Origin of the sequence: Serratia sp. 14-2641, from assembly GCF_001692375.1 — a bacterium.
In the GTDB taxonomy this organism is placed as follows: Bacteria; Pseudomonadota; Gammaproteobacteria; order Enterobacterales; family Enterobacteriaceae; genus Chania; species Chania fonticola_C.
This window is the reverse complement of record NZ_LXKR01000101.1, coordinates 205,755-228,900: the sequence shown is the minus strand read 5'-3', so window position 1 is coordinate 228,900 and position 23,146 is coordinate 205,755. Positions and strand designations below refer to the sequence as shown.

22 protein-coding genes are annotated in these 23,146 nt (G+C 53.0%); 21 read left to right on the top strand and 1 reads right to left on the bottom strand.

All coding sequences use genetic code 11. The features are described from left to right. Nucleotides 1-10: 10 nt before the first annotated feature. Entirely contained in the window at nt 11-448 is a 438-nt protein-coding gene (gene ppdD, locus A6U95_RS29305; RefSeq protein WP_065687078.1) for a prepilin peptidase-dependent pilin, read from the bottom strand. Nucleotides 449-1,057: 609 nt separating this feature from the next. Here ppdD and A6U95_RS30270 point away from each other — a divergent pair. From A6U95_RS30270 to A6U95_RS29205, 21 genes are all read left to right on the top strand, one after another. Continuing rightward, nucleotides 1,058-1,246 carry a DUF4762 family protein gene (locus A6U95_RS30270; RefSeq protein WP_071784393.1) on the top strand — a complete coding sequence of 63 codons (189 nt, stop codon included), beginning with the start codon at nt 1,058-1,060 and terminating at the stop codon, nt 1,244-1,246. Between the two features lie 265 nt (nt 1,247-1,511). Next, nucleotides 1,512-2,186, top strand: a complete 675-nt coding sequence (locus A6U95_RS29300; protein ID WP_065687077.1) for a DsbA family protein — start codon at nt 1,512-1,514, stop codon at nt 2,184-2,186. Beyond that, a complete protein-coding gene (locus tag A6U95_RS29295; RefSeq protein WP_065687076.1) occupies nt 2,186-3,133 on the top strand; it encodes an ABC transporter in 948 nt (315 codons plus the stop codon). Before A6U95_RS29300 ends, A6U95_RS29295 begins: the two co-directional genes overlap by 1 nt. 24 nt (nt 3,134-3,157) lie before the next feature. Further along, nucleotides 3,158-5,293, top strand: a complete 2,136-nt coding sequence (locus A6U95_RS29290) for an ATP-binding cassette domain-containing protein (protein WP_065687075.1) — start codon at nt 3,158-3,160, stop codon at nt 5,291-5,293. Next, nucleotides 5,293-6,453, top strand: a complete 1,161-nt coding sequence (locus A6U95_RS29285; protein WP_065687074.1) for an efflux RND transporter periplasmic adaptor subunit — start codon at nt 5,293-5,295, stop codon at nt 6,451-6,453. The genes A6U95_RS29290 and A6U95_RS29285 overlap by 1 nt, the downstream gene beginning before the upstream one ends. Further along, the gene (locus A6U95_RS29280) at nt 6,446-8,401 is read left to right on the top strand and encodes an ABC transporter permease (protein ID WP_065687073.1); all 1,956 of its coding nucleotides are present in this window, start codon (nt 6,446-6,448) and stop codon (nt 8,399-8,401) included. Before A6U95_RS29285 ends, A6U95_RS29280 begins: the two co-directional genes overlap by 8 nt. Further along, the gene (locus A6U95_RS29275) at nt 8,401-9,792 is read left to right on the top strand and encodes an efflux transporter outer membrane subunit (protein ID WP_065687106.1); all 1,392 of its coding nucleotides are present in this window, start codon (nt 8,401-8,403) and stop codon (nt 9,790-9,792) included. The genes A6U95_RS29280 and A6U95_RS29275 overlap by 1 nt, the downstream gene beginning before the upstream one ends. 4 nt (nt 9,793-9,796) lie before the next feature. Continuing rightward, complete coding sequence (locus tag A6U95_RS29270) at nt 9,797-11,047, top strand: beta-ketoacyl-[acyl-carrier-protein] synthase family protein (RefSeq protein WP_065687072.1); 1,251 nt, start codon at nt 9,797-9,799, stop codon at nt 11,045-11,047. Further along, a complete protein-coding gene (locus A6U95_RS29265) occupies nt 11,044-11,853 on the top strand; it encodes a MaoC/PaaZ C-terminal domain-containing protein (protein WP_065687071.1) in 810 nt (269 codons plus the stop codon). The genes A6U95_RS29270 and A6U95_RS29265 overlap by 4 nt, the downstream gene beginning before the upstream one ends. 16 nt (nt 11,854-11,869) lie before the next feature. Continuing rightward, the gene (locus tag A6U95_RS29260) at nt 11,870-12,118 is read left to right on the top strand and encodes an acyl carrier protein (protein WP_065687070.1); all 249 of its coding nucleotides are present in this window, start codon (nt 11,870-11,872) and stop codon (nt 12,116-12,118) included. A gap of 4 nt (nt 12,119-12,122) precedes the next feature. Then, the gene (locus A6U95_RS29255) at nt 12,123-12,857 is read left to right on the top strand and encodes an SDR family NAD(P)-dependent oxidoreductase (RefSeq protein ID WP_065687069.1); all 735 of its coding nucleotides are present in this window, start codon (nt 12,123-12,125) and stop codon (nt 12,855-12,857) included. A 352-nt stretch (nt 12,858-13,209) separates the two neighbouring features. Beyond that, nucleotides 13,210-13,770: a tyrosine-type DNA invertase gene (locus tag A6U95_RS29250; RefSeq protein ID WP_024529774.1), complete on the top strand. Its 561-nt coding sequence runs from the start codon at nt 13,210-13,212 to the stop codon at nt 13,768-13,770. A 466-nt stretch (nt 13,771-14,236) separates the two neighbouring features. Then, nucleotides 14,237-14,785, top strand: a complete 549-nt coding sequence (locus A6U95_RS29245) for a tyrosine-type DNA invertase (protein ID WP_065687068.1) — start codon at nt 14,237-14,239, stop codon at nt 14,783-14,785. A gap of 500 nt (nt 14,786-15,285) precedes the next feature. Next, nucleotides 15,286-15,819: a fimbrial protein gene (locus A6U95_RS29240; protein WP_065687067.1), complete on the top strand. Its 534-nt coding sequence runs from the start codon at nt 15,286-15,288 to the stop codon at nt 15,817-15,819. Nucleotides 15,820-15,912: 93 nt separating this feature from the next. Beyond that, nucleotides 15,913-16,590 carry a molecular chaperone gene (locus A6U95_RS29235; RefSeq protein WP_065687066.1) on the top strand — a complete coding sequence of 226 codons (678 nt, stop codon included), beginning with the start codon at nt 15,913-15,915 and terminating at the stop codon, nt 16,588-16,590. A gap of 164 nt (nt 16,591-16,754) precedes the next feature. Beyond that, the gene (locus tag A6U95_RS29230) at nt 16,755-19,241 is read left to right on the top strand and encodes a fimbria/pilus outer membrane usher protein (protein WP_065687105.1); all 2,487 of its coding nucleotides are present in this window, start codon (nt 16,755-16,757) and stop codon (nt 19,239-19,241) included. Nucleotides 19,242-19,247: 6 nt separating this feature from the next. Next, complete coding sequence (locus tag A6U95_RS29225) at nt 19,248-20,276, top strand: fimbrial protein (RefSeq protein ID WP_083196492.1); 1,029 nt, start codon at nt 19,248-19,250, stop codon at nt 20,274-20,276. 71 nt (nt 20,277-20,347) lie between these two features. Then, nucleotides 20,348-20,875: a fimbrial protein gene (locus A6U95_RS29220; protein ID WP_065687064.1), complete on the top strand. Its 528-nt coding sequence runs from the start codon at nt 20,348-20,350 to the stop codon at nt 20,873-20,875. 175 nt (nt 20,876-21,050) lie between these two features. Beyond that, nucleotides 21,051-21,743 carry a response regulator transcription factor gene (locus A6U95_RS29215; RefSeq protein ID WP_080660661.1) on the top strand — a complete coding sequence of 231 codons (693 nt, stop codon included), beginning with the start codon at nt 21,051-21,053 and terminating at the stop codon, nt 21,741-21,743. Nucleotides 21,744-21,752: 9 nt separating this feature from the next. Beyond that, on the top strand, nt 21,753-22,454 hold the full coding sequence (locus A6U95_RS29210) for a response regulator transcription factor (protein WP_024529781.1): 702 nt from the start codon (nt 21,753-21,755) through the stop codon (nt 22,452-22,454). Next, nucleotides 22,451-23,134 (top strand): LuxR C-terminal-related transcriptional regulator, encoded by a 684-nt coding sequence (locus tag A6U95_RS29205; RefSeq protein ID WP_065687063.1) that lies wholly within the window; start codon nt 22,451-22,453, stop codon nt 23,132-23,134. Before A6U95_RS29210 ends, A6U95_RS29205 begins: the two co-directional genes overlap by 4 nt. The last annotated feature ends 12 nt before the right edge of the window (nt 23,135-23,146 follow it).

Below are 23,146 nucleotides of genomic sequence, written 5' to 3'. Positions count from 1 at the left end.
CGCCCCTCCTTTACTGCGCTGCATCATCAAAACGGAAAACTTCCTGGCAGGTTTCCTGCAGGCTGGTGTAACTACTGCTGCATTGGCGTGTCCAGCGCATGGGGCCGGTGGAGTCCATTGTGGGAGCCAGCGTCACCGTCAGGCCTTGCAGGCTCTGTGTGCCGACCAGGTTGATGGTTCCCCCGGTGACCTTGATATTGCTGACGTAACGTGTTGTCGCCCCAGCAGGGATCCCTTTGCTGCCCGCATCGCAGCCTGACGGGCCACCGCCTTCCAATGCGCACAATTCAACCGCCATTTTGTACGGCACCATGGCTTGCAACATATCGGTCATGGCGGCCTTCTGGATATAGCGCTGATAGGTAGGAATGCCAATGGCGCTGAGGATGGCGACGATGGCAATCACCACCATTAATTCGATCAGGGTAAAACCGCGTTGTGTTTCCATCTGTTGTTTCCTCCGTGTCATCAGGAGGCAACGTTAAAATGACCAACAGCGGGTGGCGAGGGCGGAATGTGGATTATGCGTGGCTGTTCCACCGCAATACGTCCGTGTTACGCGGCGTTGAAAAACAATGCGTAGTGCTTCACAACCGTGAGGAGATGATGCCTTTTTGATTATACCCCATCGGCTAGGGCCGTTGACTGAGTTGGGGTACGTCCATTTTTTCTCTAAAATTTTCCACCCATGGAATGTGATTATTCTTATCTAATAAGAATGATCCTGTATTTGGCTTTTTTTAACTAATGCGATAACTCTAGGGGTTGGTTCTGATTTTATGGGTAATCACCCTTGTTTTCATAAGAATAATCCTCCATCAATAATTCCGTAATATAATTCTTATATAATATTTATCAATAAAAATACCATTGATCTGTTTTAGAGATCACGGTATCTTTGCCCTCGCCGTAACAAAGAAGTTAATAAATATCATATATTCTGCGCTTTAATAAAGGCATGGGTTATCGTGCCTTTATATTGAGCGTAGATTTGTTCTATCGTTGATGATAGACATAACTAGGGCTATTTATTTCACTTTTATATAAGGATGATGTTGTGAAAAAATTAAACGTTTCTGAAGCTAGCACAATCGTTGGCGGCACTTGCAAAACCTGTAGCGTTGAGTATGTAAACCTGACTCCAACCACTTGTAATGCTGTTACCACTTGTGTAGACAAAGATGGCAAAGTTGTTAGCGTTGACAGCAAGCCAGTTGCGCTGAGCAGCTGCCCTGCGCAGCCATAATGTAAACGTTGGTTTCCTGTCTGACAGGAACTAATGCCAGTGCTGGTGCGGTAGGGTTTATCGCATCAGCCTGTTTGATTCTCGTGCATTTTTAATGGACAGGGATGTGACTGCTGCAAGGATTATTGCAGCCTGCCTGACTAAAACAATCAATATCCCTCCGTTATTAAGTGCTAATCGATTTACCCTTATACATAAAGGTTTGTGATTATTCACACGCAACCTTGAAAGATTTTGGGTATATGTAATTTAGGACGTAGCGCTCATGTTCAAGAAGCCCTTTTATCTTTTCGCCTATACCCTTTTGGTTATTATTATATCTTCGCTGATCACCACGGCTTATTTTCACTATTTTGTGCTGAATCAGAATGCCGGTCCTGAACAACAGGCTCTGACTATGGTCAGCGAGAGCGACGTTAAAACCAGCCCGATAAACACGGATAATACGATTGTCGAGATCTTCTCTTACGGCTGCCACTATTGCGCCTTGAACGAAGAGAATGTAGCCAAGATGGAAGCGCGGATGCCAGCCGGGACTCAACTGGTCCGTGTGCATATCGCCAACCTGAACAATGATGGTCTGGCGAGCTTTGCCCCGTTGTTTGCCACCCTGACGGTGATGGGCATTGAACCACAGCACCGTGAGAGCGCTTATGACGCCATTATCAAAGGTAAAATCGATCTGAGTAATCCAGTCAATCGCGATAAATGGTTAACGAAAAACGGTATCGATCTTGCTGCCTATAACAAGGCCAGCCAGACACCGCAGGTGGCAGAGCTACTGGACTATATGACCAAAGTATCCGGGCATTACAAAATCAAGGCGACCCCAACGTTTATCGTCAACAAAAAGTGGATGGCCGTGCAGGATCGCGATTTCCCTGAGTTTGCCGATCATCTGCTGTCACTGTTACAGCACGACAAACCGCTGGAGCAATAATGCGCTTATTTGCCGTGTGGGTGTATCTGGCGTGGAGAGAGGCGCTCACAACCCTGGCACGCGGTTCGTTGCCCTTGCGCAGAGCATACGGCAAGACGGTTTGTTGGCTGCTGCGCCACGGCAACTACCGTTGGTTCCTTGGGCTGGCGGCGCTGAGCCGCTGGCTGCGATTAAATGACCGGGGCGATCGTCGGCGTGCCTTTGTGGCCGAGGCGAATAAGCAATCCCTGCTCGGGGCCGACTACCAAGGGAATTTTGCCCGCACCAGTCAGCGCCGCCGTTTACTGGAGCTGGCCGCAACCTATGGTCAGAGCCCTCAGGTCGCAGCCCAACTGGCTCGCTGCCAGGCAGAGCTTAATGCGGTCGTCGAGCCTTTGCATCAGGCTGGGCACCCAGTGGTGCTGGCACCGCTGCATATGCTCTCTGACGTGCTGGCCGGTATGGTCGGTGCCGGGGTATTTCCGGGACAGGCAACGGCGATTGTCTCCGTGAGCGTGGAGGTGTATCACGCCAGGGCGCGGGAATTAGGGGGCGTTAACCTGTCCTATTGCTCGATCCATGATGATAACCGGGAAATTGCTGGCAATCTGATGGGCGCGATTATGGAAGCGGCCGATCATCAACGCAATATCATGATTTTCCCGGATATCTCGCCGGATTACACCGTCAATACCAATACGGCGCAAACGGCAAAGCTCGGTTGTCGTCTGTTTGATCGCCCGGCTAATCTGCACAGCGGCGTGATCCGCATTGCCCGAGCGCTGTCGGCGCAGGTGGTGTTTTATTACCTGTATTACGACAAAGAGATAAAAATCCACATTGAGCCGCCGATGCCAGCGCGCAGTGTGAAAGCCAGGCTACCGGAAATTGTTGAGAGTTCGATCGTCCGGCACCCCGAGGACTGGCTGTTATGGCACGCACATTCGTTATTTTTTATCAATGAATAAACCGGAAATTGAAGAAGTCAGATCATGGAAAAGATAATCCCGACGCTGGTCTTTCAAGGCGAAACTAACGAATGTGGGCTGGCCTGCATCGCCATGATGGCGGAAACCCAGGGGATTGATGTCTCGCTGGAAAGCCTGCGTGAACGCTATCCGGCCTCGCAGCATGGCACCTCGCTGGCCAGACTGTGCGATATCATGGGTGAAATGGCGATGCCCGCTTATCCCGTGGCTTTTGAGCATGACGAACTGGCAGAACTGCCGCTGCCCGCCATTTTGCATTATGGTGCCAGCCATTACGTGGTGCTGGCCTACCGTAAAGGCAACCATGTCTGCGTGATGAATCCGGGCATTGGTCAGCAACTGTTGCCGATTGATGCGCTGAAACTGGATATCAGCGGCTATGCGCTGGTGCTGGACAATGAAACCCAGCCCGATCCGCAGGCGCTGGCCAACGTGCAGCGTAGTAAACGCTTTCGCATGTTCGACACCATGAGTCTGAAAGAAACGGCACGTATCCCCGGCATTTACCGATTGATGATACTGGCGTTTCTGATCTCGTTAACCCTGTTTATCATGCCGACGATGGTCAGTAGCGCCATCAACCAGGTCTTTTCTTCTGCGGGAAAAACAGATTTCCCCTATTTTTACTTCCTGCTGGCGTTTGTCGTTTCGACCACGCTGGCCTTCGGCGTGCGTTGGATCACCGAGCGATTTATTAAACGTTTCGTGGTGGTCAACAGCGTGGCCGGTTTCTCGCGCTTGCTCAGTAATTCACTGAATTTCTTTGATAAACGTGCACCAGGTGACGTCTTTAGCCGTTTTGCCAGTTGGCAGATGGCCTCGGGCATTAAAATCGAGCTGGATAACGGCCTGCGTACCGACTGGATCATCGGTGCCATCGCGCTAGCGGTGATGTGCTACATGAGTCCGCTGCTGGCCATGGTGTCTGGCATCAGTGTCACCCTGATGGGGCTGGTTAGCGTCTGGGCCATTTATCGTGACCGCTATTTTACCCAGCAAATGCAGGTCAAAACGGCCGATCAGAGCGACTTTATCCTTGAGAGCATTCAAGGGTTCGCCACCATCAAGTCCGCCGGGCTCGATAGCCAACGCAAGGGCCTGTTTGCCAAATATGCCCTGGCGCTGTTTACCTGCCGCCAGCAGCAGAGAATGTACGAGCAGGTCAAAAGCAGCCTGTATCAGCTGATCGGCAGCCTGGAGATGGTGCTGTTTATGTTCCTGGCGCTGCCGTTGTTGAAAAACGAAACTATCACGCTGGGTGAGTTCTTTGCCTATAGCTTTGTGCGTGAAATCTTCACCTCTTACATCACCAAAATTTTCTATTCCATCCTGCAAAAGAATCAGCTGAATGTGATTGATACCCGCGCCCGGGATCTGTTTCCGTCACGTTCTGCACCGGCGCCAGGCAATGATGCGGTCCCTGCGCCCATCCCGTCGTTCACCTCGCAACTGCGTTATAACCATATCGCCTTTGCCTATGACGCCCAGCAACCGGTGCTGCACGATCTTTCGCTGTCGCTCAGGCCGGGGCAAAGCATTGCCATTGTCGGTGAGTCTGGCGCGGGTAAAAGTACCTTGCTGAAGGTGATGACCGGCCTGATGCCACCACAGCAAGGGGATGTAATGGTCGATGGCCAGCCGCTCGATTATCAGCAGGTGCACGCGCTGTTCTTCCTGCAAAGCCAGGAGGACATCTTGTTCAATGCCACGGTGCTGGAAAACATCACGCTGTTTGATGAGAACTTTAATGAACAAAAGCATCGGCAGATTGAGCGTTCGCTGGAGGGGCTGAATCTTGCTCCGGTGATCGAGAAATTGCCGGGCGGACTGAATGCCCTGATCCGTGAAAGCCATGCTGGGCTGTCTCTGGGGCAACGTCAACGCCTGTTGCTGGCACGTGCCATGTACAGCGATCGCCCGGTGCTGGTGTTGGATGAACCCACGGCCAACCTGGATGAGGAAACGGCGCATCAGGTGATGACCACCTTGCTGGCACATTGTCGCGAACGGCATAAAACGTTGATCACCGTAACGCACAGCGAGAGCGTATTACCGATGTTTGATCGGGTGTTCCGCGTGAGCAATGGCCATGTGGCCAGCGTCGAAACACCACCGACACTGACTACGGCGGTGTGCTGATGAAGCTGAAGATGTTTGGCGAGGCTCGCCGTCTGGTAATGCTCGCCTTGCTGTGCCTGGCGGCCTTGATCGGCGCGATCGTCTGGTACGTCTCGACACCAGCGCAGGATCATACCTATGACACCGAAGAGATCACCCGTGGCGATATCGAAAAAACCGTGCTGGCCACCGGCATTCTTAAACCGGCACTGCAGGTCAGCGTTGGTGCCCAGGTTAACGGGCAATTGCAAAAGCTGTATGTGAAGCAGGGCGATCGTGTCACTCGCGGGCAACTGCTGGCGGAAATCGACCCGACCTTGCAACAAAACGCACTGCGTAAATCTGAAGCTGCCCTGCAAAGTGCTGAAGCGCAAAAGCAAGTCACCCTGGCAACACTCAAGCAGTATCAACAGGAGCTGAAGCGTCAGCAAAAGCTGGATCGTGATGGTTCAGGGGTGAAAAGCGAATTGGAAAAGGCGCAGGCGCAGTTCCAAACCCAGGTTGCCCAGTTGAAGGTCAACGACGCGCAGATCGTCCAGGCGCAGATGGAGCTGGAAACGGCCAAGGCCAATCTGGGCTTTACCCGCATCGTTGCGCCGATCGACGGTGAAGTGCTGGGGATCGTCACCAAAGAAGGGCAGACCATCGTGTCGTCACAAACCGTCCCGACCATTCTGGTGCTGGCGGATGTGGATACCATGACGGTACACACCCGTATTTCGGAGACCGATATCCTGAAGGTGCGCGTGGGGCAACCGCTGTGGTTTTACGTGGTGGCCGATCCAAAACAGCGCTACGAAAGCGTGATGGGCTCGATCCAGGAAGCCCCCAATGAGGCTTTGCAGGAAGACAACGTATCAAGTTCCTCCAATCAGCAGGCTTCGGCGGTGTATTACAGCGGCGTATTTGCTATCGCCAACAGTAAGCGCTTGCTGCGAACTTCGATGACCGCCCAGGTCTTTATCATTACCGAGCAGGTGAAGAACGCCCTGCGTGTCCCGGTAGCCGCCTTTGGTGAACAACAGGGTAAAGATCGTTATCAGGTACAGGTGATGAACGGTAAACAGCTTGAGTCACGCTGGGTGCGCATCGGCCTGAACGACCGCCAGTTTGCCGAAGTAAAAGAAGGGCTGAAAGAGGGCGACCGCGTGGTATTGGCGGGGAGCGCTAGCAATGGTTAAGCCATCTTCTGCGTTGATCTCTCTGAGCGGTATCTCCCGGCATTTTGTTTCTGGGTTGCAGACCGTAGCGGTACTGAAAAATGTCTCCCTCTCCATCCAACCGGGCGAGATGGTGGCGATCGTTGGCGCATCCGGCTCGGGGAAATCCACGTTGATGAATATCATCGGCTGCCTGGATAAACCCACCGAAGGTGAGATGCAGATCAAAGGCATCTCCACCCAACTCGCCAGCAGTGAGCAGTTGGCCGAGTTACGCAGCCAGTACATCGGGTTTATCTTCCAGCGTTATCATCTGATGCCTTATCTGAGCGCCAGCGAAAACGTCGCCATTCCTGCCCTGTATACCGCGATGCCTGCGGCGGAACGCCAGACTCGGGCCGAATACCTGCTGACCCGGCTTGGGTTGCAACAGCGGATGAACTACAAACCGGCGCAGCTCTCCGGCGGGCAACAGCAGCGCGTCAGTATTGCCCGCGCGTTGATGAATGGGGCCGAAATCATTCTGGCCGATGAACCGACGGGGGCGCTCGATCGCGCCAGTGGGCAGGAGTTGATGGAAATTCTGCACTCTCTGCACCGCTCGGGGCACACCATCATTATCGTCACTCACGATCGGGATGTCGCCAATCAGGCGCAGCGCATTATCGAAATCAGCGACGGTGAAATTATTGACGATCGGCGCAATGAAGCGGTTGCGCCACTGGACACCCGTCCCGTATTGCCGGTGGTTGCTGCTACTGGGCGTAACCCGTTCTGGCAGAGTGTGCAAGAGGCGATCAAGATGGCCTGGCGTGCGCTGATGGGGCACCGTGCCAGAGCCTTCCTGTCGATGTTGGGCATCATTATCGGCGTCTCCTCCGTGGTGTCGTCGATGGCGGTGGGTGAGGGGGCAAGGCAAAATATTCTCAGGGAGATCGGCCAACTGGGCAACAGTACTCTGGAAATCCGCCCTGGTGAAGGGAGAGGGAAAGTGCGGCCTGACTTTGCGCGCGCATTGAAGGTTTCCGATGTAGAGCTGTTGGCTCGCCAACCTTATGTCGACAGTGTATCGCCAGTGGTCAGCACTGCGGTGACCGCGGTGCGCGGTGGCAAAGAGGTTACGGTGGCGATTTCCGGCATCAGCAATGCCTATTTCCGCGTGCAGGGCCTGCATTTTATCTCTGGTAACGGTTTTACCCAGCGCGATCTGGACGAGCGGGAACCGGTGGTGATTATTGATCCGGAATTACGCGATACGCTGTTTGAAACGGATGAAACACCAGAAGGGGAAATCATCCAGCTTGGCGGTACGCCTTACCGGGTGATCGGCGTTGCCGAGCGTAAAGGCGGCAAATTCAGCGGCATGATGCTGGGCGCCTGGATGCCCTATACCGCGCTGCTGGAGCGCATGTCTGGCGATATGCCGATCGAGTCTATGACCTTGCGTGTACGTGACGGGCTTTCACCGCATGAAGTACAGGGGCTCGTGGAAAAACTATTAGAACAGGCTCATGGCCAGCGTGACTTTTACACCCAGACCAACGATCAGATGACGCAGGCCATCCGCAAGGCATCGGACTCCATGAATCTGCTGATCACCGCCATTGCCGGGATTTCGCTGCTGGTGGGCGGGGTTGGCGTGATGAATATCATGCTGGTGTCGGTCACCGAACGCACCCACGAGATCGGCATCCGTCTTTCGGTCGGCGCACGGCCAGCGGACATCATGCGCCAGTTCCTGATTGAAGCGATGGTGATCTGCTCGCTGGGCGGGCTGATCGGCATTATTGGCTCCGGTTTGGCCGGGGTGATCTTCTCGTGGGTAACCAAAGAGTTCACCATGATCTTTACCTGGCCACCGTTGGTACTTGCCTGCGGGTTCTCTGCACTGATCGGCCTGGGTTTTGGCTTTTTCCCGGCGCGCAATGCGGCACGTCTTCATCCCACGGAGGCGCTGGCGCGCGAATGATGATGAACAAATTCTCTCTAGCCATCTTGTTGCCCCTGCTGCTGGGCGGTTGTGGTTCCTTGACGAAAAGCGATTATCAGCGGCCAATGCTGTCGGTGCCCGCCGAGTGGCGAGTGCAGGATACCGGTTCTGGCTATCTGCAACACACTGACCACTGGTGGGATAACTTTGAGGACCCACAGCTCTCGATGCTGATCGGACGAGCGCTGACCAGCAACAACGATCTGGCCATCGCGGGCATACAGCTCCAGCAGGCCCGATTGGCGGCCGGGTTAATCGATACCAATTTAACGCCTGATGTTTCAGTGACGGGTAGCGCCAACAACAGCAAAAACCTGCGGAATAATACTACTCCGACGGAGTCTTACAGCACGACGGTGTCGCTGAGCTATGAGCTGGATCTCTGGGGGAAATTGGCCCGAGCCAGAGAACAGGCGCAGTGGCAGGCTGAAGCCACGGAGCAGGATCGGCAAAACACCGCGCTGACGCTGATCGGCAATACGGCGCAATATTATTGGCAGATTGCCAACCTCAACCAGAAGATAAAACAGCAGCAAGCGGGGCTGGCAATTGGTCAGCAGACGCTGGCTCTGGTGCAGTCACGCTATGCTTCTGGTGCCGCCGGGCAGCTCGATCTGTTACAGGCGCAGCAATCGCTGATCAATCGTGAAAACACCTATCGCACGCTGCAACAGCAGCGGGAAGAGAACCGTAATGCGCTGGCGATCCTGTTTAACCGTTCGCCCACCGATCGTCAGGCTGAGCGCAGCTCGCTGGACATCAATCAGGATGTGCCGATCGCCAAGTTGTTGCCGGTTGAAGTCATTGCCCGTCGCCCAGACGTGAAGGCGGCGGAAGGGCGCCTGCGCGCAGCTCTGGCAGGTTCGGACGTGCAGCGTTTGAGCTTCTATCCATCGCTGTCACTGGCGGCCTCACTCGGTTCTGCCAGCAGCATTTTCTCTCAATGGTTCAGCGATCCGGTCAGGACGCTGGGAGCCAACGCTGCGTTGCCGTTTGTGCAATGGAACACGGTGCAATTGACCATTGAGAAGTCGGATTTGGACGTCAAACAGGCGGCGATCGTCTTTCGCAGCCAGGTCTACAACGCGCTTGCCGATGTGGATAACGCCATGTCGCAACGCCTTAGCTACCAGCAGCAAAAAATCAATCAGCAACAGAATCTGCAGCTTAGCCAGCAGCGCCTGGTATTGGCCAGAAGCCAGTACCAGGCGGGGGCCGTCTCATTCCAGAGCTTACTGGATGCTGAGGACGATCTGCTGACCATAGAAACCAATTTGTCAGATCTGCAGTACAACTACCTCAATGCCACTATGAAACTGTGGTTGGCGTTGGGCGGCGGTGTGGAAAAAGACAGTGATATAACAGGATGAGATCATGAATAAAGATACTTTGTCACGTCGCGTGGTGGTTACAGGCTTTGGTGCGGTCACGCCATTGGGGATGAATGCCGAGCAAAGCTGGGCGGCGATTATGGATTATCAGTTGGGCTACCGGTATTTCGATCGGTCCGCCGTGGGGATCCAGTCGCGTTTCTTCGGGGTGATCGACGATGAACCCAGCCTGAAAGGCGTTCCTGCAGCGATCCGTCGCCGCCTGCCACGTTTTGCCCGCCTGGCGTTGGGGGCGGCCCGCGAAGCGATGGAGATGGCCTTCCAAGGGGAGAGCCCGGCGGCCTATTACGATCTGCTTGAGTGCGGCACCATCATCGGCAGCGGCTGGGCGGGTCAGGATGAAACCCATATTAATTACGAAGGCTATCTGCGCACCGGGTTGGGTTCGCCGTTTGGCTGTTTCCTGTCCATGCCGAATGCCGCAACGGCGGCCTGTAGCCTGTTTTGGGGACTGCGCGGCTATCAGAATAGCCCGATTGCTGCTTGTGCTACCGGGACGATCGCTATCGGCGATGCGTTTGAGGTGATCCGCAGTGGCCGTGCTTCGATGATGCTGGCCGGGGCAGGTGAGTCGTTGTGTACCGATGCTGCCGTGTGGAACATCGATATCCTGCGCGCCTTGGCGAGTGAGCAGGATGATGCCAGCAAGGCCTGCTGCCCATTCAGCCTGGATCGCAACGGCTTTGTCCTTTCCGAAGGTGCTGCCGTGTTGTGCCTGGAAGAGCGAGAAGCCGCTCTGGCGCGTGGGGCAACCATCCTGGGGGAAATCAAGGGCTACGGCAATTACTCCGATGCCTTCGACTTTACCGCACCGGCGGAAGACAAGATTGCCCGGGTGAAAACCATCCAGCATGCCTTGCGCCAGGCCGGGGTAACGGCGGAGGAGATTGACTATATCAATGCGCATGGCACCTCTACGCCCCTCAACGATCTGAATGAAACCCAGGCGATCAAGCTGGCCTTCGGCGAGGCGGCCTACAGCACGCCGCTTTCCAGCACCAAGTCTTACTCCGGGCATCTGATTGCGGCGGCAGGTAGCTTTGAATCCATCATCTGTCTGCAAGCGTTGCAGCATCAACTGATGCCCGCTACCTGTCACCTGAAAAATGCCGATCCGGAGTGCGATCTGGACTATATCAGCGAAGGGCATCGCCCGGCCCGGTTACAGAACATCTTGAATCTGAGCTTTGGTTTCGGTGGCGCTAACGCGGCCTTGGTTATCGGGCAGGCATGAGCATGATCCTCAACTACACCCTGCGTGATGCTGAAGAGTGGGCCGCCTTTTCCGGCGACTACAACCCGATCCATTTTGATCTGCAGCACGTGCGCAAAATGGGGGCCGAACAGCTAAGTGTCCACGGGATGCGTGCGATGCTGGACATGAAACGTCATCTGAGTGAGGTGTTGCTTGCAACTCCGCTGGAGCATGACTTTTATGTTTTCAGCACCCGCATGCGCCGACCGGTGCTGTGCCAGACGCCGTATCACTTGCAGATTGTGGGCAATGGCAAGCAGATCACCGGCAAGATGCTGGACAGTGTCACGCAGGAAAGCTGTTTCAACAGCAAACTGGTCCCGGTTCAGCCGTTAACGCTGGCAGCTTCTGAACAGGAGCATGCACTGAGCATTAACGAGGTGATGGCACTCAGCCAGACATTCCCGGGGCAGGCATCGGATGCCACTCAAGCGTGGAGTTTCTTTGACGCCCTGCTGTTCCAACTGCTGGTGAAATCCCCGGAAACCTTGGCGGCGCTGACGACGGCGCTGCCGGAACTGCAGGTCGCTACGCTGATTGAGGTGTTTGCTCAGATCCCGGTGGTACAGACGCACCATGAGACCCACTTCAGCGCCCGATTATTCAACCCCGAAACGCTATTTGAACCCGAAGATCGGCTGTACTACCGCATTCAGCCGATGCTGGTTATCGGGGACCGAAGCAGCGGATTTGTGTTACGCGCGGTGATCGAGGCCAGAACGCAGCGGCAGCCTCTGCTCGTCACCTCGGTGACCTTAAAAACATGGCCATTGGCCGACAATTAACCACAGGGATATAACCATGGAAAACTACCAACAGGTTTACGACACCGTTACGGAAATGATTTGTGATGCCAAAGATCTCGAGATGGCCGATCTGGCGCCAGAGATGCCCCTGCAGCAGTTGAAGCTGGACAGCCTGGACTATGTGGAGCTGATGGTATTGGCCAAACGTGAGTTCGGAGTCACGCTCAACGCCGAAATGTTCATCAATCAGCCGAATATGACGCTGGGTGAACTCTGTCAAAACCTGGCCGACGCGCAAAAATAACCCTATGACTAAACAATGGGTATTAGTGACTGGCGGTAGCCGGGGGATTGGCCGCGCATTGGTGGAAGAACTGGCCAAGCAATGGAACGTGGTGTTCACCTGCCGTAGCGGCCAGTCGGCCAGCGCGGCGGTGATTGAAGCCTGCGCGGGTTTGCCGGGTTGGGTGGAAAGCTGCGTGTGTGACGGCAGTGACGAGCAGGCGGTGAACCTTGTGGCTCCGCAGTTGCTGGCCCGCCTCGGAGCGCCTTTTGCAGTGATCCACAACGCCGGGATCACGCTGGATGATTTGCATATCCAGCAAACCGGTGAGCGCTGGCGGCAGGTGATCGACACCAACCTTAACGCCATCTTCTACTGGAACCGCCACCTGCTGCCCGCCATGATGGCGCAGGGGGAAGGGGCGATGGTGCTGATGTCTTCGGTGACGGGTATCAAGGGCAACACCGGGCAAACGGCCTATGGGGCCAGTAAGGCGGCGATGATCGGCATGGGGAAATCTCTGGCGCTGGAAGTGGCCCGTTTTGGTATCCGTGTGAACTGCCTGTTGCCCGGGATTATCGAAAGCGAGATGACGCAGGCCATTCCGTCGGAGGCGCTGAAGGCGCTGCGCAAACAAATTCCTCTGCGCCGCCTGGGCAAAGCCAGCGAAGTGGCGCGTACCACCGCGTTTCTTATCGGTGATGACAGCCGTTATATGACGGGCCAAAGCCTGATCCTTGACGGGGGTTTGACCGTCTAAAGCAAGCCTGATTTATTCTTCTATTGGGGTATCTCTGCATACCCCAAGTACTTTCGATAACCCTCTATTGCCTCACCTCAGAGCATCCACGATCTCCCCCTCCTTCTATCAAATGGTGAGTTTAGCTTACGATCTGCGCGGTTAAATAAAGCACCGTTGTTAAAATTGACTGTTCAAAAAATAGACTATTCCACACGTTATTACCACGGGGTGAAATGAATAAATGGCACTAAATCCGCTGAAATTCGATTTATTCCACAAAGTTATGCTGAGCATCAGGTTGTAGCTTGACCAGAATTTTCTTATGTCGTTAAATCCAATATCTGGAAAAACGTGTATAGGGAAATACCGCATGTCGGCTAACACCAATCGTAAGTTTTTGAGCATGGATGAAGTACAGCGTTTACTTGATGCAATTCCTGATCATAAGAATACCGTCCGCGATAAATGTATGTTGCTGGTTTGCTTCATTCATGGATTGCGCGTCTCCGAACTCTGTAATCTGCGCTTGCAGGATCTGGATTTACTCAGCAAAAAATTGTATGTCAATCGCCTGAAAAATGGTTTTTCCGTCCAACATCCGATCCAGCCGCGTGAGCACTCTGCACTGGTCAGTTGGCTGGCCCTGCGCCCGCAATATCTTGAAGCAGACAGTGATTTTCTGTTTCTGTCACGCCAGGGGGGACGACTTTCTCGCCAGCAGATGCATCGCCTGTTCCGCGAGTATGGTGAACTTGCTGGACTGAATGTCCCCGTGCATCCGCATATGTTACGCCACGCCTGTGGTTATGCGCTGGCTGATGGCGGCATTGATACTCGCTTAATCCAAGATTATCTGGGCCATAAAAATATTCAGAATACGGTAATTTACACGGCCAGTAACGCGGGGCGTTTTCGCTCGATTAGAATATAATTAAAATCTGCTTGAAAAACAGTTTATTTAATTCATCTATAATGGTTAGACTCATCCAATCTTGGTTGAGTTTAACATTAGATATATAACTTCCCCTAATTTATTATGCACTCATGGATAAGGAACTCATGAAGGTATAATATATAAATACAATATTGGCTACTGCGCTCATTATTGATAAGGTATTTCATTGCATTGTGATTGAATTGTTTTTTCGGATTTGTCTCTCACTTAAGAAAGAATAATCCTTTAATTTATAGGGTATTGGATTTTCTATGGCATTTCTTTTTTTTTGTCGGATATCCTTAGCAATTCCATGGCTGTTGTCTTTTTTCCTCTCCGCTATACTGATCTGGGATAGGTTGAAGCTGTAGCAACCCTTGCATCAGCGATCCTATGAATCTTGTAGGTATGTAAAAGGATGAATAGCCCTGCACATTTTTTAGTAAAGTCACAGTGAGGCACTATGAATAATCGCAAGCATCTGACTCCTTCCGAAGTTGCGCGTCTGCTAGGAGCTACTCAGCATGGTAAACACGCTGAACGCGATTACTGTTTGATTTGGATGTGTTTTATCCACGGATGTCGCGTCAGTGAGATCAACCGCTGGCGCCTTTCCGATATCGATTTGGAGGGCAAAAGCATTTATATCCACCGCCTGAAAAACGGCTTTTCCACCATTCATCCTTTATATGCCAAAGAACATAAAGCGTTACGCGCCTGGTTAAAGGTCAGACGCACTTATCGAGGTGCCGACAGCGACTGGTTATTTCTTTCCGAGAAGGGAAACCATCTATCCCGCCAGCGTATCTACTGGTTAATGCGTAATTATAGCGAGTTGGCTGGTCTGGAGGTTAACGCTCATCCTCACATGCTGCGACATGGTTGTGGATTCGCGCTGGCAGACCGCGGGATAGATACTCGGTTGATTCAGGATTTTCTTGGGCATAAGAATATTCAGCACACCGTACTTTATACGGCCAGCAATGCGCGGAGATTTAAAGAAGTCTGGTAAACAAAATGTAATAATTTAATTCACCCGGTACACTTTGAACTAAACTGTCACGCACTCTAAGGATTATCTTTTTGCGAGTCAACAAATTTGTTATGGCAACATTCCTAATTTTTAAATAATGTTTAATATCAATGTGTTAAATTGATTTCTGGACAACTATTCATCATTGCGCTCTCCCCCATTAGTGGCTGTTCAAGCCCACTACTGATAGGTCTAAAAAATCCCCCTCGGCACTGTAGATAGTCTTAACGTTTCATGTTTGTTCGTTAATTGTTCACCGGTTGAAGTTTAATGCTGGTGGCTAGGAAATTTCAGCATAAATAATTGGACGGTACACTTTAGTTCAAAATGACTCGTCGGTTAGATAAGGCTTAACGGCTTGATGGGTTATTTAACGGGAGAGGTTCTCGCTTGGAGCTAAATAAACAGGGAACGACATAAGGCTATGTCAAATAATTTTGCTATGCACATGGGTGCATTACATTAAAGGAAAGTGTTGTATGAAAAAGAATCTGATTGCTGTTGCCGTATTGGCCTCCTCTGTGTTTGCCGTTACCGCTGCTGCCGCTGCTGATGGTCAAGTGGATTTCGTAGGTAAAATCACCGATGACGCTTGTGTTGTGACTAACAACCCAGGCAGCCCACTGCAAGTGAATCTGGGTGAAGTCGCTACCACTTCTTTCAACGTGGGTGGCGTTCCGACTGCGGGTGTTAAATCTTCTGCAACCAATTTCACCATCAAATTGACAGGTTGCCCGGCTGCGGCAACTCAAGCTTCAGTCAAATTTGACGGTATCGCTGTGTCTGGTGACAACACCGTTCTGGCACTGACTGCTGGTGGCGCAACAGGTGTTGGTATTCAGCTGAGCGATGACGCTAACGCTGTAGTTCCATTGTTTACCGCATCTAAATCATATCCACTGGTTGTGGGTAATAACGATCTGAACTTCGTTGCACGTTATATCTCTACCTCCTCCACCATCACTTCTGGTGTTGCGAACTCCACCGCTAGCTTCACCCTTAACTACAACTAAGACTTTACCAATTCGACGTAGAGATTAGTTGTTCTGATTTCAGGCCAGCGGCAGTTGAGCTGGCCTTTATGTCTCATTTCACGGGGTGTTTGTATGAAATTTATTCCTGCCACAGTGCTGACGAGCTTGCTGATGATGAGCTGTGTTGCTCAGGCCGGTGTGATTGTGGGCGGTACGCGTCTGATTTATGAAGGCGGTAAAAAGGAGTCTTCACTGAGCGTCAGTAACCCGGACAAGGGGCCGTACCTCATCCAGACCTGGGTAGAGACCACCGCAGGTGGCGCTGAGAAAGCCCCCTTTGTGGTGACCCCGCCGCTGTTCCGCCTGGATGGCGACCAGAAAAACGTCCTGCGCGTGGTGCGTGCAGGGGGCAATCTGTCCTCCGATAAAGAATCGTTGTATTGGATGAACATCAAGTCCATCCCCGCAGCCAGCAAAGCTGAAGTCCGCAATACGCTGCAAATTGCAGTGAAAACGCGCATCAAGCTGATTTACCGCCCGCAGGGCATCAAAGGTACGCCGGAGCAAGTCACAGAGAAACTGACCTGGCAACGCAGTGGTAATAACCTGCAGGTGACCAACCCGACGCCGTTTTATATGAATTTCTATGAAGTGAAGGTTGCAGGCAAGAAATTGAGCGATGTGACCTATGTGGCTCCGATGAGTACGGCAAGCTTTGCACTGCCAACCGGAGTGAGCGGCGGCCCGCTCAGTTGGAAAATTATCAATGATTACGGGGCGGTAAGCAAAGAGCAACTCGCGTCGTTATAGCGTTTAGAGAGCAGGGATCCCCACAGGCTGTGGGGCACAGGACACAGGGGTAGTTTCACCCTGTAGGCAATGGAGTCAAACGGATGAATAATTATAAAAGCCAGGCCGGGCACTCGCCGCGCGTCAGCAGGCTGGCGTATTTGATCGCTGCCCAGCTGGCATTGATGGGAACCCTATCCTTTAGCGTACAGGCGCGTGACTATTTTAACCCTGCACTGCTGCAAATGGATAACCCAAACCAGGGGGCGACAGATTTAACGGTTTTTGAGGAAGGCATAGGTCAGGCACCAGGCACCTATCGGGTCGATATCTATCTCAATAACGAACAGCAGGACACACGGGATGTGACGTTCAGTATGCAAAAAGGGGCTGATGGCAAAGAGCATCTGCAACCTTGTCTGAGCGTAGAGCAACTTAATGCCTTGGGGGTGAAAACTGATTTATTCCCAGGGCTCGGTGATGCCAAGTCACAATGCGCCAACATCAGTGCCATTCCCCAAGCCAGCGCCAAGTTCCGTTTCAGCGAACAGCAATTGCTGATCAGTATTCCTCAGGCAGCCCTCTCACAGAAAGCACGTGGTTACGTTCCTGAAAGCCAGTGGGATCAAGGTATCCCGGCATTGCTGCTCAACTATAGCATGAGCGGTGCCAACACTTATGCACGTAATGGTAATAGCCAAGACAGCAACAGCCAGTACGTCAACCTGCGGCCAGGTGTCAACCTCGGGGCGTGGCGGTTGCGTAATTACACGACCTGGAGCCGAAGCAGTGACGGCCAGGATAAATGGGACACCATCTATACCTATGCCCAGCGTGACATTATCGCGCTGAAAAGTCAGATGACGCTGGGGGATAGCAGTTCGCCTTCGGACGTGTTCGACAGCGTACCGTTCCGTGGTGGGCAGTTGGCCTCGGACGACGAAATGATACCGGACAGCCTGAAAGGCTATGCGCCAATGGTACGGGGTATTGCACGAACCAATGCGCAGGTGATTATCCGCCAGAACGGCTACGTGATTTACCAGACCTACGTGGCGCCAGGTGCGTTTGAAATCAACGATATGTTCCCTACCGGGGGCAGCGGTGACCTGCTGGTGACCATTAAGGAAGCCGACGGTAGCCAACAGCAGATAGTGGTGCCGTTTGCCTCGCTGCCCGTGCTGCAGCGTCAAGGTCGTTTGAAGTACTCGGTCACCAGTGGGCAGTACCGTTCTTATGACAACAGCATAGACAAGACCCTGTTTAGCCAGGGTACAGCGATTTATGGTCTGTCCAATGGCTTTACTGCCTACGGCGGTGGCCAGTTTGCCAGTAAGTACCAGTCTGTGGCCTTGGGGCTAGGCAAGAACATGGGTGACATCGGTGCCATATCGGCAGACGTGACCCAGGCATGGTCTACGATGCAAGACCAACCTAAAACCGATGGCCAATCATGGCGAGTTCGTTACAGCAAGAACCTCGTACAGACGGGTACCAACTTCTCGATTGCCGGATACCGTTACTCAACCGCGGGCTACTACAGTTTGCAGGAAGTATTGGACACCTACCGTGACGGTAGTAGTTACCGGCTCACCGACCGCAAGCGCAACCGCAGCGAGTTGACCATCAGCCAGAACCTGGGAGATGCGGCGGGAACCCTGTCATTAAACTGGGTCAGCGAAGATTACTGGAACAGCGATCGTACCTTACGCTCGATTGGTGCCGGCTATAACAACAGCTGGAACGGTATCAGCTACGGGTTGAGCTATAGCTATAACGAAAACTCGACGGCCAGTGGCAACAGCAGTGGCGCCGTTTATGACCGCGATCAGATCTTTGCGCTTAACGTCAGCATACCGCTGGATCGTTGGTTGAGCAGGACTTATGCCAGTTACAACCTGAACACCAGCCAGAAGGGGTCCACCAACAACTCCGTCGGCCTGAACGGCACGGCGTTAGCGGACAACAACCTGAGTTGGGGCGTACAACAAAGCTATGGCAACAAGGGCATCGGCAACGGAGGCAACCTGAATGCTGACTATCGCGGTACCTATGGGGAAGTGTTGGCGGGCTATGCCTACGATCGCAACAGTCAACGACTCAACTACGGCCTGCAGGGCGGCATTATAGCGCATCAGGACGGGGTGACCTTCGGCCAGCCGTTGGGGGAAACCATTGCGCTGGTGAAAGCACCAGGAGCCGGTGGCACGGGGGTTAACAACCAGACCGGGGTTAAAACCGACTGGCGTGGTTATGCCATCGTGCCGTACGTCAGCCCTTATCGCAAGAATCAGGTGCAGTTGAATACCGAGACTTTGGCGGATGACGTTGAGGTGGAGTTGACCTCTCAGAACGTGGTGCCAACCCGTGGTGCTGTAGTTCGAGCCAACTTCCAGGCCAACGTGGGCCAGCGAATACTGATGACGCTGTTACGCCAGGGCGGCGCACCGGTACCGTTCGGTGCCACGGTGAGCGATCCGGCACAGCAAACTGCACAGGGCTTTATCGTCGGGGACGGTGGCCAGGTTTATCTGACCGGGATGGCAGACAGCGGCATCCTGAATGTGAAGTGGGGCAGCGGTTCAGACCAACAGTGTCAGGTGAGTTACTCACTGACAAAACAGACAACGGAAAGTGCTGGCATTCAGATGCTGAATGCGCAGTGCCGGTAAGGAACGATGATGAAGTTAATCAGGTTAGTTAAATTAACATTGGGCGGCCTGCTGTGCCTGTTTTCCGTATCAAGCTTTGCTGCAACCGGGTGGTGTACCACGGTAGGCGGCACGAAGATATATAACTTCCCCTTTGTCAAACAGTACGACAATCCAGATGATAACAAGGCTGGCACATATTTTAAACAAACCTACCAGTGGAATTTAGCTGCGAATTACGCTGCCAACTGTGATTGTACCACCCCGGCCATGACCTACTATAGGGCAGTGGTACCTGGCAATCTGACAGCTACGCGGGACTATGATGGATTACATTTTTATTCACTAAATCAATATCTGGAAGTGGCTACTGAATTATGGGTTGGAGGGAACGTTGGCAAACACTTTGCCACCCCATTCAAGAACCAGGACAATAATTTTGTCAGCGCCTGTTCGGGTGTAACGAACTGGATATCCGGTGCTAATGGCTATGTGTCTTTATACTTTACCCGGCCATTTGTGGGGCAAGTCGTCATCCCAAGCACTAAGATCCTGGACCTTTATGGCACAAAAGTCAGTGATTCATATGGCGGGGTGCCGATGTCGTCTGTCTATATGAGCGGATCGGTAACGGTACCACAATCTTGTGAAATTAATGCCGGGCAGGTCATTAATGTCAAGTTTGGCAATATCATGTCAAATGACATCAAGAATCCCGGCGAAATTGCCAATGGGTTTACCCCCAAAGTCGTTGATATGACGCTGGCCTGTAACAATATTTCTAACGGTGTTGTCGTCAGCTTATCCTTTAGTGGTGAGCCATCGGGGGGGGACCCAACCGCATTGAAGACGGACAATAATGATATCGGGGTTCGGGTACGTGACGCGAACGGTAATATCGTGCCGCCGGTCAATGGAAATCTGCCTGTCACCTTCGACTATTCTTCACAAACTGGCACCAGCTCTATGAGTCTGGCACCGATGAACGTGACTGGCAATCCCCCGGCGATAGGGCAGTTTAATGCCGTGGCCACCATTAATGCCGAAATTAATTAAGTTTTTTTAACTCAAGGAAATCAGGCAGGAATTCCCTGCCTGAATACAGACGGGAACAGTAAGGAAACATCATGAAAAAACAAACTCAACGTACGCTGCTGGCCTTATTGGTTTTGGGGGCTGGTGTTCATCAGGTTGTGGCAGCTCCAACTCAAGTCAATATTACCGGCGTTGTGGTCGCTTCGCCCTGCACGGTAGATACCACCAACTCAGATTTGAACGTCAATCTGGGGACCAGTATTCAGGCGAAGGACCTGGCGACGGCAGGAAACACCTCCACGGCGGTGCCATTCAAGCTGGTAGTGAAGGACTGTCCGACGACAACCAGCAAAGTTACCGCCTCGTTTAGCGGTACGGCGGATACCGCGGCTGGCGGGCGTTACGCGACGACTAGCGGTACGGGGATGGCAGATAACGTGGCGGTAGAAGTGGCGCAAGATGTGTCCCCGTATACCTTGCAAAACCCGGGGTCTACCATGGAAACGACAGTGGTAGGAACCACGGCCACATTCGCATTGAGAGCCAGTGCTTATGCCAAAGGGGTGGTTACGCCGGGTAATATTGCTTCGGTAATGTCAGTCGACTTTACCTATAACTGATGAGCCAAGTCAGTTTTCGCGGCGGGTAAAACACGGTCAAGTTTAGACGGCCGGCGTTGGTTTCCCTGGCCGCTGTGTGTATTGGCGTAGCAAGCTTTAACATCGGCACCCAAGTCTATTTTGGGTGCCAGCACCTATCAGGACAAGCTGAGTCATTAATAACGGAACTATTATCATGATGACATCAACCGTATGGAACAACACACCCCTACCGAAAATGCAGACGGCATGCCGCATCGACCGGGTATTGCTCATGGACGCTTGCCCGATAACGCGTGCCGGGATCTGCTCTGCATTCCAGCCACCACAGTTTCAGGTCATGGATTGTGTGCACGTAGAAAAGGTGTGCGATCTGCCAGTGGCGATGCAGCAGGGCAAGGTGGATGTGGTGATCACCGAACTGTGTGGCGAAGGTGAGTCGGTATTGGAGGGGCTGCGAATGATTAGCCATTTACGCCAGTACTGGGCACGGGTGCCGCTTATCGTTGCCACCTCTTTGCAGGAACCGCACCTGCTTGCACAGTTGAGAACGTTGAGGGTCAGCGGTATCTACCTTAAACAGGATCCCCTGTCATCACTGACACAAGGCGTTCTCTGTGCGATGGCGGGGTTGTCCAGTCTTAGCCCGTCAGCGGTGAATCTGATTGGCAATGGCGCGCCGTCATTATCGCTAACCGGACGTGAGATGGACGTACTGGAGTGCCTGTTTGCTGGCAGAACCGTGACCGACACGGCGCGGGTGCTAGCTCGGGATGTACGCACCATCAGCACCCATAAACGCCGTGCCATGATTAAGCTCGGCTTCCATAGTGATAGCGATCTCTATACCCGTGGAGATTATCTGGCGCGTAATGGATTACTGATCTAGGAGTCGCTCATGAATACGCCTTTATCGGTTGTCAAACTGGCCGTTGTTGCCCCTATCCCCTTGCTTCAGGCAGGGATGGCACATTTTATTCAGAACCTTGATCCCCCTATGCATCTGGTGGTGATGGTCTCTTCGCTTGAGCAATTGCTGGCGCAATGGGCACCGCCACAAATTGACCTGTTGGCGGTGGTGCTCAGTGGCTCGCCGCAGGAGATTGCCCGCGACACGCAACAGTTGCTGATGCTCTCTGAACGTGCGCCCGCGCTGCGTATCGTGGTGTGCACCTATTGCCGGGACATTGCGTTGTTGACGCGTTTGAATCTCCGGCCGCACATCAGCCTGCTTGCCCGCCAGGAGTCGCAGGAGCAGACTCGCCGTGATATGGCACAGGCGTTGACCGGTGCCAAGGTTTGTAGCCCCAGTATGGCAATGTACCTGCTGCACAGTGCCACTCCTGCGCAAGTGCAGGACAGCTTGGTGGTGTTGACGCAGGCGGAACATAAGGTACTGGAGTACTTGCAGCAAGGAATGAGCGTTTCTGACGTGGCTGATTTACTGCATCGCAGTGTCAAAACCATCAGCGCACATAAGTGCAATAGCATGCGCAAGTTGGGGGTTCGCAATGATGCGGAACTGTTCCAGCATTTACGCAGTCAGGTCACCGACACGCCCTACAACACGCCGAATTCCCCCTGGTATGTAACGACATGATTAACCAGAAGCGGTACCGGGTGGCAGTAGTTTCACCGTGCCGTTTCTTTCAGGCTGGGATCTGGGCGTTGCTCAACACCCATTCGCTATTGCGGGTCTGGCACTGCCAGAAAGCCGCTGAAGCACAATGGTATCTGGATGCACAGCCGGTGGATGTGCTGGTTATGTCATTGCACGTTGGGCAACAGGCAGACTTATTGCTAGCCTTGCGCTTTATTCAGCAGGTGCGTATCTCTTTTCCCGGCGTCGCGCTGATGGTTATTCTGGATGACCCCATTCCTTATCTGGTGACTCGGTTGCGCCGTCTGGGGGTGAGACATATCGTGGATCTGGGGCAACCGTTAGTCATGTGGCATGCGCAATTGCGTCAGATTCTGTTGGGAGAGGATAGCCGGGCTGGCTGCACTTTACCGGGGTGTGATGAGGAAACGTTGTCTATGGGTGAGCGGCAGGTGGTCGAGTACCTGATACAGGGGATGACTCCCGCCGAAATTGCCGCGCTGACGAGGCGCAGTATCAAAACCATCTCCACACAGAAGGGCATAGCCATGCACAAGCTGGGGATCCGCCACTATGCCCAACTGATCGCGATACAAAGCGTCTTTACCGACAGTTGGCTGCCCCATGATGGAGTCCAGATGGTCGGGGAGCTGACCCCAAGCCTTTGGTATTATTGCTGAATTTATCAACGT